Genomic DNA, 15,572 nt, shown 5'->3' on the forward strand with positions numbered 1-15,572 from the left:
CAATGACCCAGCCACTTCCCGGAGATCACGATGCTCAGCCTGTTTCGCCGCAAAAGGCAGAAGCCCCCTCCGCCACCGACCGTCAACGTCGCCGAAGGTTACCTGCCCATCGAGTCGGCTCACAGTTTGTTAGCCGCGGAACACCGCCGCCAGTTGCTCGACCGCATCTGGCAGTACACCGCCCTCTCCCACGCGCAGTTCACCCAGCTCTATATAAATCCGATCCATCGCTACGCCGAACAGGTCCAGCAACTGCCTGCCAGCGAGACGCACCACCATGCTTACCTTGGCGGCATGCTCGACCATGGACTGGAACTGGTCGCTTGCAGTTTGAAACTGCGTCAGTCGTATCTGCTGCCAACCGGCGCTGCGCCCGAAGACCAAGCCGCCCAGACCGATGCCTGGTCGGCGGGTATTGCTTATGGTGCCCTTCTGCATGACATCGGCAAGATCGCCGTGGACCTGCTAGTCGAACGCCAGGATGGCCGTGTTTGGCATCCTTGGCAGGGTCCCCTGGATCAGCCCTACCGCTTTCGCTACCTCAAAGGTCGCGACTATCACCTGCACGGCGCCGCCGCAGGCTTGCTCTACACCCAGATTCTCAACCGACCGATCCTCGATTGGCTGAGTGGCTTTCCGCCGCTGTGGGCGAGTCTGCTGTATGTCCTAGCCGGCCAGTATGAACGCGCCGGCGTGCTGGGCGAGTTGGTGATTCAAGCCGACCGGGTCTCCACCGCACAGAACATCGGTGGCAACCCAAGCAAGGCGTTGCAAGCGCCGATTCATACGCTGCAACATCACTTGATCAGCGGACTGCGTCATCTCGTTCAGCACGAGCTGAAACTCAACCAGCCAGGGGCCGCGGGATGGCTGACCCAGGACTCCCTGTGGTTGGTTAGTAAGGCAGTCACGGACAAACTCCGAGCTTATTTGCTTTCACAAGCGATAGAAGGCATTCCGTCGTCCAACATTGCTGTGTTCGACGAACTGCAATCGCATGGATTGGTTGAGTCCACGCCGGAAGGCAAAGCCATCTGGACTGCGCTTGTCACGCAGGGAAACTGGCAGCAGAGCTTTACCTTTCTGCGCCTTCAACCGGCGTTGATTTGGGCGAACGAAGACCGACCTGAAGCTTTCAGCGGAACGGTAAGCTTCGCAGTCGATGACCACTCAACTGACGCTCCGGCATCGCCACTAGCACCCAAGGTTGTCAGTAGAGGATCAGATCAAAGCCCATCACAGCCAGATCCCGTAGCCACGGAAGATGCCGACTACTTAGGAGCGTTGCTGGATATGTTCGAAATGGCAGAACCCGAGGCACGTGATGCACCGTCAGCAAACGCTCTCGAAATCTCAAATCCTCCTTCGAATAACCCTGGCCAGGCATTCTTGAATTGGGTCAAGGAAAGCATCCTGAGCCACAAACTGGTCATCAATGACAGCAAGGCCAAAATCCACACGGTGAGTGGCAGCGTATTTCTGGTCACGCCTGGTCTCTTCCAACGCTATGCGCAGGAGTTCCCTGGTATCTCTCAGGGTGCCAATCAAGAGACTGAAGAATGGCGTTGGGTGCAGAAGCAATTCGAAAAATTGAAGGTCCACAGGAAGCGTGACGACGGTCTAAATATCTGGGCTTGTCAGGTCGAAGGTCCCCGTAAGAAGGCAAAACTCAAAGGCTATTTGCTAGAAGAACCAGCACTATTGTTCAAAGCTGCGGCCGTACCTACCGATAATCCCTTTCTTAAGCTCGAAAAAGCTTAAATCTCCGTAGCATCCCATTGGGTGCTCGACATGCACAATCAACTCGGGGCAGCGCTCATTACTGAACCGTTCCGTTGCCGCTCTCCAGGAGCTCATAGAGTTCGATGGTTGATTGGCTTAGTCTCAAAGTTTTTTGGGGCGCCCTGCTTGACGATAATATCATCATGACACCTATACTCGTGCAGCATCATCGGGCCTCGAGGACGTGAGCTTGATCGACCGAAGTGTCAATCGACGATCGTTGTCGTTCGCCGCGCAGCGACTATGTGGCTGCTGGTTTTCAGGCTTTTTTTGTAGGGCATGATGCGATATGCGTTAAAGAGCAAATCATCTGAACTTCAGTCTCTGAAGCGATGCATTGGCTGCCGATCCGACGTAAGACTGACCGAGGGCACGGAATGCACATCGTTGGTGGTCTATATCGCGAGTTATGTGATGTACCGTTCTGGGACTCTACGCTGGGCTCTGGAGGTCGCGCTGCCTTGGCCGCCAACGCACTGGCTTCGGGTGTCGAGTTTTCCACTTATGCCTCCCCCGCTGATCGCTCCGCATTGGTTTCGCTGGAGTCGCAGGGAATCATCACGCATGCCGCTACCAGGCCATCGCCAATAGTCTTTGCGTATTTCCACCCCCTTTCTTCGCCCCATATTGAGCCACCCCGCGCGTCCATCAACCGCGAAAACTCGATATCGGTGACTGGGAACGCCGTTTTGCGCTTCGGCTTTCTTGAGGGAGATGCGGTGGTCACGGCGAATCGGGCCGTATACGACCCGCAAACCTGGCATAACCCGCCATCGTTTGGAGCCAATGGGTCGACGGCCAGAGAATTGGCCCTAGTAATGAATGAACTGGAAGTGCGCCAGATAACTGGAATCGATGAGTTGCACTTAGCGGCGCAACACCTGCTGAAAAGACAACGCGCACAGGTTGTCGTGATCAAACAAGGTGCACGTGGCGCCTCAGTTTACGAGGGTGTAGGCAAGATTTCACACATACCGGCTTATCGTTCCAGCAGTGTTTTTAAAATCGGAACAGGTGACATATTTACTGCCGTATTTGCGGTTCATTGGGCGCAAGGCGAACTGCCGCCTCACCAAGCTGCAGATCTGGCGTCACGGTCGGTATCTGTCTATTGCGATACCCGTGCGTTCGAGTTTGATGAATCCATCCTCAAGCAACGTCAGCCTATCTCATCTTGGAGAGGTGGCAGGGTTCGTCTTGAAGGTGGTGTTGATTCACTAGGACAGCGATACACGATGGAAGAAGCCCGGTTTGCATTGCGCGAACTGGGTGTTGATGTGACATGTCCACAGATTGAAGTGGCAAACGCTGGCTGGAATACGGATGCGACCTTGGTAATAAATGATGAGTTGTCGGTGGAGTCCCTGGCACGAATTGCAGAAGACCGAGCCCGATCAATTCCGATCATCACACTCCACGAGCGCACTACTGCCGCGAGTGTATTAACCGTTGCAACAGAGACAACGGATGACTTCACGACAGCAATGTACCTCGCAGTCTGGGCTGCTGGCGAAGCCGCTGCCACTCACTGAAAGATAAAACAATAATCGGCATCGCCCGCAGGGTCATGCAACGGAATGTAACCAGCTGAGGCCAGATCGATCCATGGCGGACGTCTATATCATATATGCCAAAGAAAATAGCAAGACAGCGCTGAAGGTTCGCGATCTCCTCTCCGCGTCCTGGAGCGTGTGGCTAGACGATTTGATAGTTGGCGACTTCAGTGTCGCGATTACAGAAAATCTCAAAGAAGCGAAATGCGTCGTTGCTCTATATTCCTCATTTGCTCACAAGCACACCATCACTGGCGAGTTGAGCTTGGCAGAAAAATATCAAAAGAAGGTCGTCCCTCTCATTTTGGATGACAGTGATCCGCCGTACCCATATGGTCACTTCAGCAGTGTTGATTTCCGGTCATGGCAGGGCGAAGCAGATCACTCATGCTTTCAGTTGCTGCAGAAGAAAATCGGGCTCGTTGTACCTCCTCAGGGTAAGCCCGTCCGGTTAGCCACGATAGCTGACGGTGCGCTTGCCCTTCCTAATGTCTTCATGTCTGTTTCGTCACACGAGACACAGTTCGATCCCGTAGAAGCGTTGGAAGCATTAACGGTGTATCCGACGCGCTCGATTCTTGTTTCTGCCTATGACCTGGTTAATTCTGAATCGCGACACAAGATGATTGCTGAAATAACGACCTATCGAGACCTAGGCGGTTTTGTTCTCATCGACTCGGGCAATTATGAGGCTTACCGCCTGAATGACAAACAGTGGAAGCCATCGAACCTGAAGCGCGCGCTAACCGATACGCCACACGATTGGGCGTTCTGTTTTGACAACATGACCCCCAGTGACAAATTCGAAGTGGCGGTCAGGCAGGTCATAAAAGCAGTGGAGCGCGACGCCAAGCACACCTCTGCTCCGGTGCTACCCATCATTCACGTCAAGCAGACCCCTAAGGGGCTCGAAAGACTTCCTCGGATCGTCAGGGCGATATCCGAGCACCTGCAACCGCCTATCATCGCCATTCCGGAAAGGGAACTGGGTGCGGGCCTTGCGCAGCGTGCATTGACTGTCAGACATATCAGGGATGAACTGGACAAGCTGCCCTATTATCAACCCATTCATCTACTGGGCACTGGAAACCCGTGGAGCATTGCACTACTGGCGGCCGCTGGCGCGGACACGTTCGACGGTCTTGAGTGGTGTCGGTTTGCGGTAGATCCTGAGCTTGAGCGGCTTCACCACTTCCAACACTTCGACTTTTTCAAAACGAAAAGGATCCGAAGTGAATTTATGGATAGGGTGATGGCAAACAACAACATAGGCTACGCAGGCAAGGTTGCGTTCCACAATCTAGAGTATTATGCGGAGTTTGGCCGAATCATGCGTGACATGTATTCGAAAGGCCGCGAAGAACCGTTCGCCATGGGAGTTACCGGCATGAAAAGCGCCGAGCTTCGATCGCTATTCCCAGGAATTTTTCTATGACCACTTATAGCGCTGAAGCGCTCTGCAGAGCTGTCGCTGCGGTCTGTCCAGATATTCGCACACGCATCGAAGCCGGCGCAGTGTCTGACGAGCGTCATCTATGGTGGGAGCTTTCTTGCTGCATTCTCAGTAGCCAGGTCCCCTACCCGCTCGCTATGGCAGCCGCCGATGCCATCGATGAACGTGGCTATCTTTATCACAACAAACAACACAGCGAGCACCTTGCCGAGAAATTGTTTGAAGTGCTCAGAACCCCTCTCGTTGTCGACGGCAAAATGCGCACTTACAGGTTTCCCAGGGCAAAAGCCGGTCACTTAGCGTCCACGTGGGCGGCCGTAGCAAGCATTGGCGGCTCACTCAAGGCGCTGATCAGTGGTGACGTCAGTGATGTACGCGCGTGGCTAGTGGCCCATGCATCCGGTATGGGGCCCAAGCAAGCCAGTATGTTTTTGCGCAATTGCGGGGTTACTTATGACTTGGCAATCCTTGATCGGCACGTGCTCAATTACATGTCTGCTCAGGGGATATATTCAGGCACTCAGGTATCCATATCCGGATTGAATCAGTATGGCAGGCATGAAGACAGGCTTCGTGACCATGCCCGGGAAATGGATTGCCCGGTTGGTCTTTTGGATTGGGCCATATGGATCGTTATGCGCGTTGCAAATCGCAAGCAGGAGGCTGTTTTAGTATGAGTATCGTGACACTGGTTTCCGGAGGCCTAGACTCTACGCTCGTCGCCAAGTTGGCACAGGAGCAAGGCCTGCAGATATTTCCACTCTTTGTAGATTATGGTCAACGCGCCCGCGACCGAGAGCTCGCAGCCTGCAAGCTGGCCATGCAGAAGCTTGGACTTCCTGAGCCCGAAATTGCCGGTCTGTCGGGATTTGGCAGGTTGATTCGCTCGGGACTCACCGACCCGACCTTGCACATCATTGACGACGCCTTCACTCCCGGCCGGAACATGCTTTTTCTGTTGACCGCCGCCGCTTACGCCCATCAGAAAAACGCCGATGCGATCTCCATCGGATTGCTTCACGAAAGCACCAGCCTTTTTCCTGATCAGACCTCCGGATTCCTCGAGGAGGCTGAGCGCATGATAACTCTATGCATGGGCCGGAATATCAAGGTGCTTGCACCGCTCTCATCGTTCACCAAACCTGACGTCGTGACGCTGGCAGCCGAGAAAGGCATCTCTCAGACCTACTCGTGCCACCTGGGTGAAGAACAGCCGTGCGGCAACTGTATCGCCTGCAACGAATTCAAATTTGAGGGTGCCAATGATGGGCGGTAGCAGCACAGGTGGATGGAGCCGACTCGGTGATGTCAGGTCACTGGAGCAAAAAGCCAAGGCTGCTCTAAATGAGGGCAAGCGCAACGTGTTCATCAGTTTTGCCACTGAGGACATGGCTGAGGTCAATCTGCTCAGGGGACAGGCAAAAAACGATAACAATGACATCGAGTTCAATGATCATTCAGTCCGCGAACCCTACGACAGTGAGCAGGCGGAGTACATCAAGCGCAAGATCGCCGAGCGCATCAACCGCTCATCTATCACTGTGGTCTTCATTTCCAAGGACACTGCCCAGAGCAAGTGGGTGAAATGGGAGGTAGAAAAGAGCCTAGAGCTTGGCAAGAAGGTTGTAGCTGTGCATTCCGGTAAGCAGTTCGGCGCAGCTGAGCCTAAATGGGTATCGGAACACAAGATCAAAACCGTACCCTGGTCGAAGCTCTCCGACGAGCTTAAATAAGCTGCCGGCAGGAAGGTGTTTAGCTTCTGAAACTAGCGCCCTACTCCTGCCAGTAGTCGTTCGCACGCGAGGCGCTGTCAGTTGTCCTTCCTTGCCTCCCACTGAGTGTGCTCACGAGAAAATGCGTTCTCAGCGTCACCTACAAATGTCGACAAATGCTCATCTTTTTTCAGCTCATCGGCCTGTTCACGTATAAGCGTAATCTCATGCGCAGTCAGTGCGTAAGACGCCGATAGCTCAGTGAAGCGTTTTGCCTGCATCCACGTCAGAATACTTGCTGCAACAGCGATCAGCACGTCAGTCGGAAAGTATTGGTATTCCACGTTGGCGATCTTGATCAGCGCACATCCAAAAGCGATGGCGTTAACGGCGATCAATGTAATGAAGAAATACTTGGCGGCCTGGGCGTTGAAGTTAGCTTTACGTGAATACCATCCCAGTTGGTCGTTGATCCGGGATTCGATGTACGTATCGCGCCGGGTTTCGAAATCACCGGCCCTCATCAGCTTCATCTTGTACGTAATTTGCTGGGCCGGCAGATGCGTGAGCAGCTTGTTCGACACGCCTGGGTTTTGCTCAACTACTTGCGTAAGCTTTGCCAGCAAATGCTTCTTGGCCGCCTCGTCGCTTTCATGAAAAGGCTCTGCGCGGGACACGTAGCGCCACACCATGGTTTTGATTGATTCGGCGACGGCACGCCCCGAATACCAAAGCCGCTCAGGCCGCTGTGTCGCCAAATACACAGAGCTGGCTAATGCGCCGGCTAAAAGAGCCGCCTGCAGGGCCGCTGCACCCCAGTGAGGATAATTGATAACCGAGACGACTGCGGCCACCACCAACAGCGCCAGGTTAGTGAGCAGCGCGGCAAGAAAATGCTTCTGAGCGGAACCCGACAGCTCATCGGCGGCCTGATAGAGACCAGGGAAATCAGAAATCTGCATCAAGGAACCTCATAGCCGAGTTTTTGATACACGGCTGGCGGATAGAAATAGTTGCCACGCTCACTTGCCGTGGGGTTCGCCAGGGCATGAGCAATAATGGCAGGGGAATACGGGACGAACACTGCCCCAACGTCCTGCAGGATGGGAGGGCAAAGATCAGCATTCACCTGGCGGGCTCCGTCCAGGTTGATGCCGATGAGCTTGCACCCCTTCTCTATCGCTACCTGTATCTCCCAACGCACGTATTTGTGTTTCGAACGCGTGTCCCTGCCAATCAGCAGTGCGAAGGTGCCGGCCATATCAATCCTTTCCCGGCATTTGCGCTTGATGTAATCCTCGTCTTCCGAGTTCAACGCCATGTTCAACTGGCAGTCGGCGAAATCAAAATCGATCCGAGTGTTTTTCTTCCACGCCCCCATCAGTTCATACATGTGTCGGTCTGTGCTGCTGAAGCCGACGAATGTTCTGGGCAACCCCATTTCGCTGTTCCTTTCTTGAAGTCGTTGGTTGAGCATTGTCGATAACCTCAAACGGTCAGTGCTGAGACGGGGCCACCGCTGCGAGCCGTTTCTCTCGGGTTGCTAACACGTGACTTTTGCCCGCCTGATAAGTATCAACCTCCCATTGAGCAATGAAGGCTCCCATAAAATGATTCTCGAACGTCTCGGCTTGCGTGGCGTCTCCGACCGCAAAATAGCAGTTGGCCAAAGTCGCATACACCCAGCGTCTGTCGCTGCGTTCAATGAAATCGGGAGACTCCAGCACAGGCAACAGAATCCTCAAAATCGCTTCACGGATTTTCTGCGCGCACATGAAGTCGAACATTCTCTCCGCGTCTTCTGTTTGTATTTGCGCTCGAAACTCGAAGCACAGCGCAAGGTTTTCGCCGTTGTAATAGTCACGCTTGACCTCAAAGCCTCGGCGATAAAAAGCAATGGCGGAGTCAAGTGAAGCTCTATCACCCTCAAGCAGCCAGATTCGCTTGACGATCGCTCCCGCAATGCCAACAGTCTCGGGGTCATTCGAGCTTTCAGGATTGAGGGGGCTAAGCACTTCCATGGCAGCTCGCAGCGCGGCGAGCTCATTAGGAATCTTTGACTTATAGGTGCTCAGTGCAAGCTTTTGCAAAATATCAGGCTCACCAGGCTTCATATCCCTTGCAGCAGCAAACTCTACGCTGGCAGCATGATGTTGACTCTGCCGCATCAACTTTTCACCTTCGCGCATGTGATGAAAAAGTCGTTGTTGAGCGGCTTCTACTTCATCGACCAACTCTTCAAACTCTTCATCCGACATACTCGGCGAGCGCAACCTGGGCAGGAACGTATAAACTGGACTGTCGATAGCCTGGGCGGCCATCACGGCCTCAATCAGGTTACCCAGGGCCTCCGTGGCGCGCCGCGCCTCACGTGCAAGAATGTCCTCACCAAAATGCGAATACTGGAAAGTGCTGATGTGATTGAGGTCAAAGTACAGCTTGCCCTTGTCCTCGCTCATGACGATGGTCGAATTCGGTCTCAGCGCGTGACGTACTCCCAGTTCGTAGACGGCGTTTACGTTTCCCGTGGAAATATCGGCGATGACCAGATCAGCCCTGAGCAGCAGGTCGTACATTTTTACGTCGATAAGTCCCGACTGCATGATCTCGTCAGCCCGAACGCAGCGTAAGCCGCGGCTGGTGACAGCGGGCTCGATAATCGTTTCGTACGTTGCATTCAGGTCGAGCGTGCGACCAGACTCATACTCGGTTTTCTTGCCATACCCCATCACGACAAAGCATAACTTCATCACAGCGATCTCTTACTCGCAAAAATGTTTGATCAAAATCGCGGCTGTCTATCGATCCTGTTCGAGCACAAGCTAAGCCCATGCAAGGCTCATTGATGAGCCCTCGAAAGATATGAAGCAACCACGAATTCGATCTCCGGCAAAAGGGCAAATCTGAATCGTGCGACGCACATAGAGCATTGTTTTGAGGTCTGTCAGGCCAACGGCGGCTAAGGCAGACAACGGGGCTATCCCTACCATCTGGCGGATGATTTTTAGATTATTGGTTGATCATCAATGCTGGCCAAAACGCCTGGTTAATTACAAGACTGACCGCTTGGTTCGAGTTCTTCTTAACCCCGTCCATGAGCGCTTTGTTGTAGCTAAAATCATAAATAAACTTAGGATCGTCCGAGTTGATTCGAATGCCCAGGAATCCATACCAAAGCAGCAGATCTACCGCGCGACTCGCCTTCTGCTGATCAAGCCCAGACTTAAGGAGAGTATCCATCACCTGCTGCTCAGAAAGGTCGGCGGATGATGCGACGAAAGCGTAGAGAAGGCCTTCAGTCTCATCGGACACGTCCTGAAGCTCGTAGCCAATATCGCGCAGCAGATCCGCTGAATAGGCCGCGATGCCTTTCTCAATGTCGCTGCCTTCGATAATCTCGTGGTTGAGGTTGATGGCAAAGCTCTTGCAATGATTGATCAGATTCAAGAGAAAGCGTGGTCTCATCAAGGAACGCTCTATCAGAAACTGAGACGTTTCCTCGCCCTTGTAATGGCTTACAAAAAGCCGCAGCCAGGCCGACTTGAAGTCCAGGTCTTCTTCAAGACCGTTGGACACGATTCGCAAACGAACGAGCTCGCGTAACAAGTCAGAATCCGTCCAATCCAGCACCACACTGGCTTCCTTGCCGCGGTCAGACGTCTCCTTGACCAGCAGCTCGTAGACGTCGTTGCGTAGGAACACTACCGAGCGCACCTTGATGTTGTCGCTGCTGAACTGACGTTCAATTTTTCGCGTAGCGTCGATCAAAGCTCTGACCATAAGCAGGTCTTCATGCTTCAGTCCGGACGTTGGCCAGCCATTATCAATATTGTCGAAGAGAAGCCATAGCACCTGCTTGTTCTCAAGGTAACGTCCCAGCTTTTGTTTGAGTTGCTTTACGTCATGCTTGTACAGGAGTTCGGTCACTTCGAATGAGCTCAGATTGACGCTTTTGGTTGAACCGTACTTGGATTGGTATTCGGAGTAGATTTTCTCCATGAGCATCGACATGCGCTCAGAAAAATCGCCTTCTGAATCGTAATCTTCTCCCCGATACAGCTCGGCGAGCTCGCGATAGCCTTCATACAGCCTATGATCATGGATGTGACGCTGTTTGTCTTTTTCCAAAATCTTGTAGCAAATTTCCAGCAGTAGCACGTACTCCCAAAACGCCGTGATTGTGTGCTGGTAGGTGCCTTCGGAAAGAAACTGAAGGATGCGTTCTTTGAATTTGATGAGTTTGTAGCCGTCTGGCTTCAAATCCAAAACGATATTCTTGTTACGGTTTTTGTCGCGCTCGGCATCCCTGATTTGAAGAAAGATGGCTGATTTTCCAGAACCCTTACGACCGACGACCAAATGCGCCTCGCCACGCAACGATTTCAGAAACTGATCGGTCTCCAGATAATAACGTTCGAGATCCCGCATTTCGTTCTCGGCAGATGTCGCGCCGAGGTTGAGTTTTTTGATAAATGACCGCTCGGGTTTCGCGCCAGAAGCCTCAAGCTGCTGAAACGCTTGGGTCACATCGGACGCAAACACCTCAATGGCGCGGTTAACATCATTCGGATGGTAGGTAACCTGGACAAAGTCTCGATAATCCACTGGGACCGGCTCATCGCCTGACTGAAGAATGCACATCGCCTTGCCCATGCCATCGGCCAAACCAGCAATGAAGGCGGCTCGCATGTTGTGGATGGCCGCTCCTGTCGCCCCAGTAGATAGCAACGGAACCACAACTCCATAGGATTGTGCGACCTGATTGATCGCGTCATAGGCCGAAAGCCTGGGAGTTTCGTTTGGATCAAAGTTACGGAAGATGAAGCCGCCCTTTTTGATTCTCGAGATGATGCGGGTCGACCAGTCGGTTTTGTGCGGTGTATCCAACAAATAAACCGGTGCCTTGAGATTGAGCGCAGCAGACACGTCAATCGATTTCCAGGCTGACGCGTTGTTCAAGAAACCGCTCAGCTCAGGCGAGTTCTGGTATTCCTGAAACCCAAGGGTGTCAAAAATACCGACATCGGAAATTTTCAACCCCTGCGACTGGAGGCTTTTGTTTTTGACAAGCAGAACGCGCTTTGATTTACCAAGGGCGTAGCCAATTTCATACGTGACGTTGAAATTTAGCTCACTGATGTCAGCAACCAGGAAATCGGCTGCATCAATACTTGCCAGCACTTCGTCAGAGATGAAGTGACCGACGATGTCCAAGGCCCTCCAGGTAGACACAACCGTTTTCGTATTGGTTCTTGAGCTGGTAGCAACAGCACTCTCAATGGTTTGCCCTATCTCGGCAGGCGTTGACGCGTAAGCAAAAAAGCCAATGACGTCCTTCATATCCTTTCCCTGAAATAACAACCGGTTGTTCTCGTGTCTTCAGGATAACGACCACCATGCCGATGGTAAATGGCTATCAGTATGCCCATCACATGCTAGAGCTAGGATCAAGACCACTAGTTGGTGTCGAAGGCCCCCGGATCGTACACGTAGCCTGGCTTCCAGGCAGTCATAGGTTCAGCGACCACCTCTCTTGGGCTATAGATCTCGGCCGCTTGCTTTGCGTCTCCACGACAGAGATGAATCACATCTTTCGCCTGCTGCTTGGCTTTGCATTACGGCGGGATCTTCTCCCACAAGATTGCGCCCATGCTGGGCGCACCGAAAAAGGACCCGAAGTTCCTGATTTCAACTAACGCCCACGTTGCTGCTTATGCCAAAGCTGTCGCTAGCTCACAGCCCTTGAGATACCAAAGCTACCTAGATCTAGAATATCCGTGGGAGTAAATGTGGGAGTATTTTTTCAGACATGAAAAAGCCCAACCTGTGAAGATTGGGCTAAGTCATTGAAAAATATGGTCGGGACGGAGTGATTCGAACACTCGACCCCTAGCACCCCATGCTAGTGCGCTACCGGACTGCGCTACGCCCCGACTAGGCGTGAAACTCGTCCCTCTTCTCGAAGGACGCTCAAGAATATATCGCAAGCTTTTGAAAACTGGAAGTATTCAAACGCATGAAATTATTTCTTGAGGACCACCAACACATCTTCCAGCTCGGCAATCATCTGCCGGATCATTTGTTTGTATTGGGTGGTGTCGTCTTTGGCTTCATCGCCGGACAAGCGCAAGCGCGCGCCGCCGATGGTGAACCCTTGATCGTAAAGAAGCGCGCGGATCTGCCGGATCATCAGCACGTCTTGTCGCTGATAATACCGGCGGTTCCCGCGGCGTTTGACGGGGTTGAGTTGAGGAAACTCCTGCTCCCAATAGCGCAGCACGTGCGGTTTTACCGCACACAGCTCGCTGACTTCACCAATGGTGAAGTAGCGTTTGCCTGGGATGACGGGGAGCTCGTCGTTATGACTTGGTTCCAGCATAAGCCTCAACTCGGGCCTTCAACTTCTGCCCTGGACGAAAGGTGACCACACGGCGAGCCGTGATCGGGATTTCTTCCCCCGTTTTCGGATTGCGGCCAGGCCGCTGGCGTTTGTCCCGAAGGTCGAAATTGCCGAAACCGGACAATTTGACTTGTTCGTTGTCTTCAAGAGCGTGCCTGATTTCTTCAAAAAACAGTTCGACCAATTCCTTGGCCTCCCGTTTATTCAGGCCCAGCTCTTCATACAGACGTTCCGCCATCTCAGCTTTCGTCAGAGCCCCCATACGTCACTTCCTTAACGTGGCGTTCAACCTTTGTTCGAGCGAGGTGAGGATATTTTGCGTCGTGGTATTCACCTCATCGTCATTAAGAGTGCGCGATGGATGCTGCCAGGTCAAGCCGACTGCGAGGCTTTTTCTATCAGGATCAATGCCTTTACCCTGATACACGTCAAATAGCCTGAGGTCCGTCAGCCATTCCCCTGCATTTTCACGGATTACGTCCAGTACGGCGCTGGCTGCGACGTCTTTTTCGGCAATCAGTGCAAGGTCACGACGCACTTCAGGAAAGCGCGATAACTCCTGGAATTTAGGCATTTTGCCCAACGCCACTTCCGCCAGCACCAGCTCGAAAACGAAGACCGGACGGTCGAGACCGAGGGTTTTCGACAATTCAGGGTGGATGGCGCCGACAAAACCAACCAGACGGCCTTCACGTTCGATGCGCGCGGTTTGACCCGGGTGCAACGCTGGGTGTTTGCCCGGCACGAAAGTGAACGAGTCCAGCGCACCGGCGAAGCCCAGCACCGCTTCCACGTCAGCCTTGACGTCGAAGAAGTCCACGACATCGCGACCCTGTGCCCAGCCTTCTGGCAGACGGCTACCGCACACCACACCGGCGAGCATTGGCTCTTGCTTCAGGCCTTCGAGTTGACCGACGAAGCGCAGGCCGCTTTCGAACAGACGGACGCGGTCCTGTTGACGATTCAGGTTGTGCTGAAGCGCCTTGACCAGGCCTGGCCACAAGGACGAGCGCATGGCCGCCATGTCGTTCGAAATCGGGTTGGCCAGCACCAGTGGTTCCACACCCGGATTAAACAGTTCGAATTGTTTCGGATCGATGAAGCTGTAGGTGATCGCTTCCTGGTAACCACGGGCGACCAGCAGGCGACGCAGCTCAGGCAGATCGCTGCGCGCTTCGGCCTTGGCTTGTGGCGCCAGGCGAGCTTGCGGGTAGCGAACCGGCAGACGGTTGTAACCGTACAGACGGGCCAGCTCTTCGATCAGATCGACTTCCAGGCTGATGTCGAAGCGATGACTTGGCACTTCAACGCGCCACTGCCCTGCCCCGTCGGCGGAAACGGTCAGGCCCAAAGCGTTGAGCAGACGCTCGACTTCGGCTGAATCCATTTCCATGCCCAGCATTTGGGTGATGCGCTGTGCGCGCAACGTCACCGGAGCAATCTTCGGCAGATGCTGTTCGCTGACGGTTTCGATGATCGGGCCGGCTTCACCGCCAGTGATCTCCAGCAGCAGGCCAGTGGCGCGCTCCATGGCTTCACGGGCCAGTTGCCAGTCCACGCCACGCTCGTAGCGGTGCGAGGCGTCGGTGTGCAGGCCGTAGGAGCGGGCCTTGCCAGCGACAGCGATCTGATCGAAGAACGCGCTTTCAAGGAAAATATCGCGAGTGGTCGCGGTGTTCACACCACTGTGCTCGCCACCCATGACGCCGGCGATAGCCAGGGCGCGGGTGTGGTCGGCAATCACCAGCGTATCGCTACGCAGGGTGACTTCCTGGCCGTCGAGCAGCACCAGCTTCTCGCCTTCTTCGGCCATGCGCACGCGGATGCCGCCATTGATTTCGGCGAGATCGAAGGCGTGCAGCGGTTGACCCAGCTCCAGCATCACGTAGTTGGTGATGTCGACAGCCGCGTCGATGCTGCGCACTTCGGAACGACGCAGGCGCTCAACCATCCACAACGGCGTAGGCTTGGACAGGTCGACGTTACGAATCACACGCCCCAGGTAACGTGGGCAAGCGGCTGGCGCCAGCACTTCAACCGAACGCACTTCGTCGTGCGCGGCTGGAACGGTGGCAACGACCGGGCGGGTGACGGTGGCGGCGTACAGCGCGCCGACTTCACGGGCCAGACCAGCCAGGGACAGGCAGTCGCCGCGGTTCGGGGTCAGGTCGACCTCGATGCTGGCGTCGTCCAGGCTCAGGTATTCGCGAATGTCCTGACCGACCGGTGCATCGACCGGCAATTCCATCAGGCCATCGTTGCCTTCGCCCACTTGCAGCTCGGCTTGCGAGCACAGCATGCCGTTGGACTCAACGCCACGCAGCTTGGCTTTCTTGATTTTGAAGTCGCCCGGCAGCTCGGCACCGATCATGGCGAACGGGATCTTCAGGCCCGGGCGCACGTTGGGCGCGCCGCAGACGACCTGGAAGGTCTCCGAGCCATTGCTGACCTGGCACACACGCAGCTTGTCAGCGTCAGGGTGCTGCTCGGTGCTCAGCACCTCGCCCACGACCACACCGCTGAAAACACCGGCGGCCGGCGTAACGCTATCGACCTCAAGACCGGCCATCGACAGACGAGCAACCAGCTCGTCGCGACTTACCTGCGGGCTTACCCAGCCACGCAGCCATTGTTCACTGAATTTCATCCTGCTCTCCTAAGAATTCGTTACG

The 15,572-nt window shown here is 54.2% G+C and carries 13 protein-coding genes and 1 tRNA gene; 6 read left to right on the forward strand and 8 right to left on the reverse strand.

The features are described from left to right. Positions 1 to 30 precede the first annotated feature (30 nt). From mobH to H8F22_RS03465, 6 genes are all read left to right on the forward strand, one after another. On the forward strand, positions 31 to 1,761 hold the full coding sequence (mobH, locus tag H8F22_RS03440; RefSeq protein WP_020300925.1) for a MobH family relaxase: 1,731 nt from the start codon (positions 31 to 33) through the stop codon (positions 1,759 to 1,761). Between the two features lie 398 nt (positions 1,762 to 2,159). Beyond that, positions 2,160 to 3,314 carry a carbohydrate kinase family protein gene (locus H8F22_RS03445; RefSeq protein WP_194939755.1) on the forward strand — a complete coding sequence of 385 codons (1,155 nt, stop codon included), beginning with the start codon at positions 2,160 to 2,162 and terminating at the stop codon, positions 3,312 to 3,314. 73 nt (positions 3,315 to 3,387) lie between these two features. Then, positions 3,388 to 4,770, forward strand: coding sequence for a toll/interleukin-1 receptor domain-containing protein (locus H8F22_RS03450; RefSeq protein ID WP_020300927.1), 1,383 nt, complete (start codon positions 3,388 to 3,390; stop codon positions 4,768 to 4,770). Beyond that, complete coding sequence (locus H8F22_RS03455) at positions 4,767 to 5,465, forward strand: 8-oxoguanine DNA glycosylase (RefSeq protein WP_032903619.1); 699 nt, start codon at positions 4,767 to 4,769, stop codon at positions 5,463 to 5,465. Before H8F22_RS03450 ends, H8F22_RS03455 begins: the two co-directional genes overlap by 4 nt. After that, a complete protein-coding gene (locus H8F22_RS03460; RefSeq protein WP_020300929.1) occupies positions 5,462 to 6,064 on the forward strand; it encodes a 7-cyano-7-deazaguanine synthase in 603 nt (200 codons plus the stop codon). Before H8F22_RS03455 ends, H8F22_RS03460 begins: the two co-directional genes overlap by 4 nt. Further along, positions 6,054 to 6,521: a TIR domain-containing protein gene (locus tag H8F22_RS03465; protein WP_032903651.1), complete on the forward strand. Its 468-nt coding sequence runs from the start codon at positions 6,054 to 6,056 to the stop codon at positions 6,519 to 6,521. The genes H8F22_RS03460 and H8F22_RS03465 overlap by 11 nt, the downstream gene beginning before the upstream one ends. A gap of 77 nt (positions 6,522 to 6,598) precedes the next feature. Here H8F22_RS03465 and H8F22_RS03470 read toward each other — a convergent pair whose 3' ends face one another. The 8 genes from H8F22_RS03470 to pheT form a co-directional block, all read right to left on the reverse strand. Next, entirely contained in the window at positions 6,599 to 7,462 is an 864-nt protein-coding gene (locus H8F22_RS03470; RefSeq protein ID WP_020300931.1) for a DUF4231 domain-containing protein, read from the reverse strand. Beyond that, on the reverse strand, positions 7,462 to 7,977 hold the full coding sequence (locus H8F22_RS03475; RefSeq protein WP_324188010.1) for a TIR domain-containing protein: 516 nt from the start codon (positions 7,975 to 7,977) through the stop codon (positions 7,462 to 7,464). The genes H8F22_RS03470 and H8F22_RS03475 overlap by 1 nt, the downstream gene beginning before the upstream one ends. Positions 7,978 to 7,996: 19 nt before the next feature. Further along, the gene (locus H8F22_RS03480; RefSeq protein ID WP_194939756.1) at positions 7,997 to 9,250 is read right to left on the reverse strand and encodes a tetratricopeptide repeat-containing protein; all 1,254 of its coding nucleotides are present in this window, start codon (positions 9,248 to 9,250) and stop codon (positions 7,997 to 7,999) included. Between the two features lie 259 nt (positions 9,251 to 9,509). Continuing rightward, positions 9,510 to 11,840 (reverse strand): P-loop ATPase, Sll1717 family, encoded by a 2,331-nt coding sequence (locus H8F22_RS03485; protein WP_020300934.1) that lies wholly within the window; start codon positions 11,838 to 11,840, stop codon positions 9,510 to 9,512. 516 nt (positions 11,841 to 12,356) lie between these two features. Beyond that, positions 12,357 to 12,433 (reverse strand) — tRNA-Pro (locus H8F22_RS03490). An 89-nt stretch (positions 12,434 to 12,522) separates the two neighbouring features. Beyond that, positions 12,523 to 12,879 (reverse strand): MerR family transcriptional regulator, encoded by a 357-nt coding sequence (locus H8F22_RS03495; protein WP_003179985.1) that lies wholly within the window; start codon positions 12,877 to 12,879, stop codon positions 12,523 to 12,525. After that, positions 12,860 to 13,162 carry an integration host factor subunit alpha gene (gene ihfA, locus H8F22_RS03500; RefSeq protein ID WP_002553164.1) on the reverse strand — a complete coding sequence of 101 codons (303 nt, stop codon included), beginning with the start codon at positions 13,160 to 13,162 and terminating at the stop codon, positions 12,860 to 12,862. Before ihfA ends, H8F22_RS03495 begins: the two co-directional genes overlap by 20 nt. 3 nt (positions 13,163 to 13,165) lie before the next feature. Next, positions 13,166 to 15,547, reverse strand: a complete 2,382-nt coding sequence (gene pheT, locus H8F22_RS03505; RefSeq protein WP_194939757.1) for a phenylalanine--tRNA ligase subunit beta — start codon at positions 15,545 to 15,547, stop codon at positions 13,166 to 13,168. Between the last annotated feature and the right edge of the window lie 25 nt (positions 15,548 to 15,572).

The organism is Pseudomonas mucoides (assembly GCF_015461845.1).
Lineage (GTDB): Bacteria > Pseudomonadota > Gammaproteobacteria > Pseudomonadales > Pseudomonadaceae > Aquipseudomonas > Aquipseudomonas mucoides.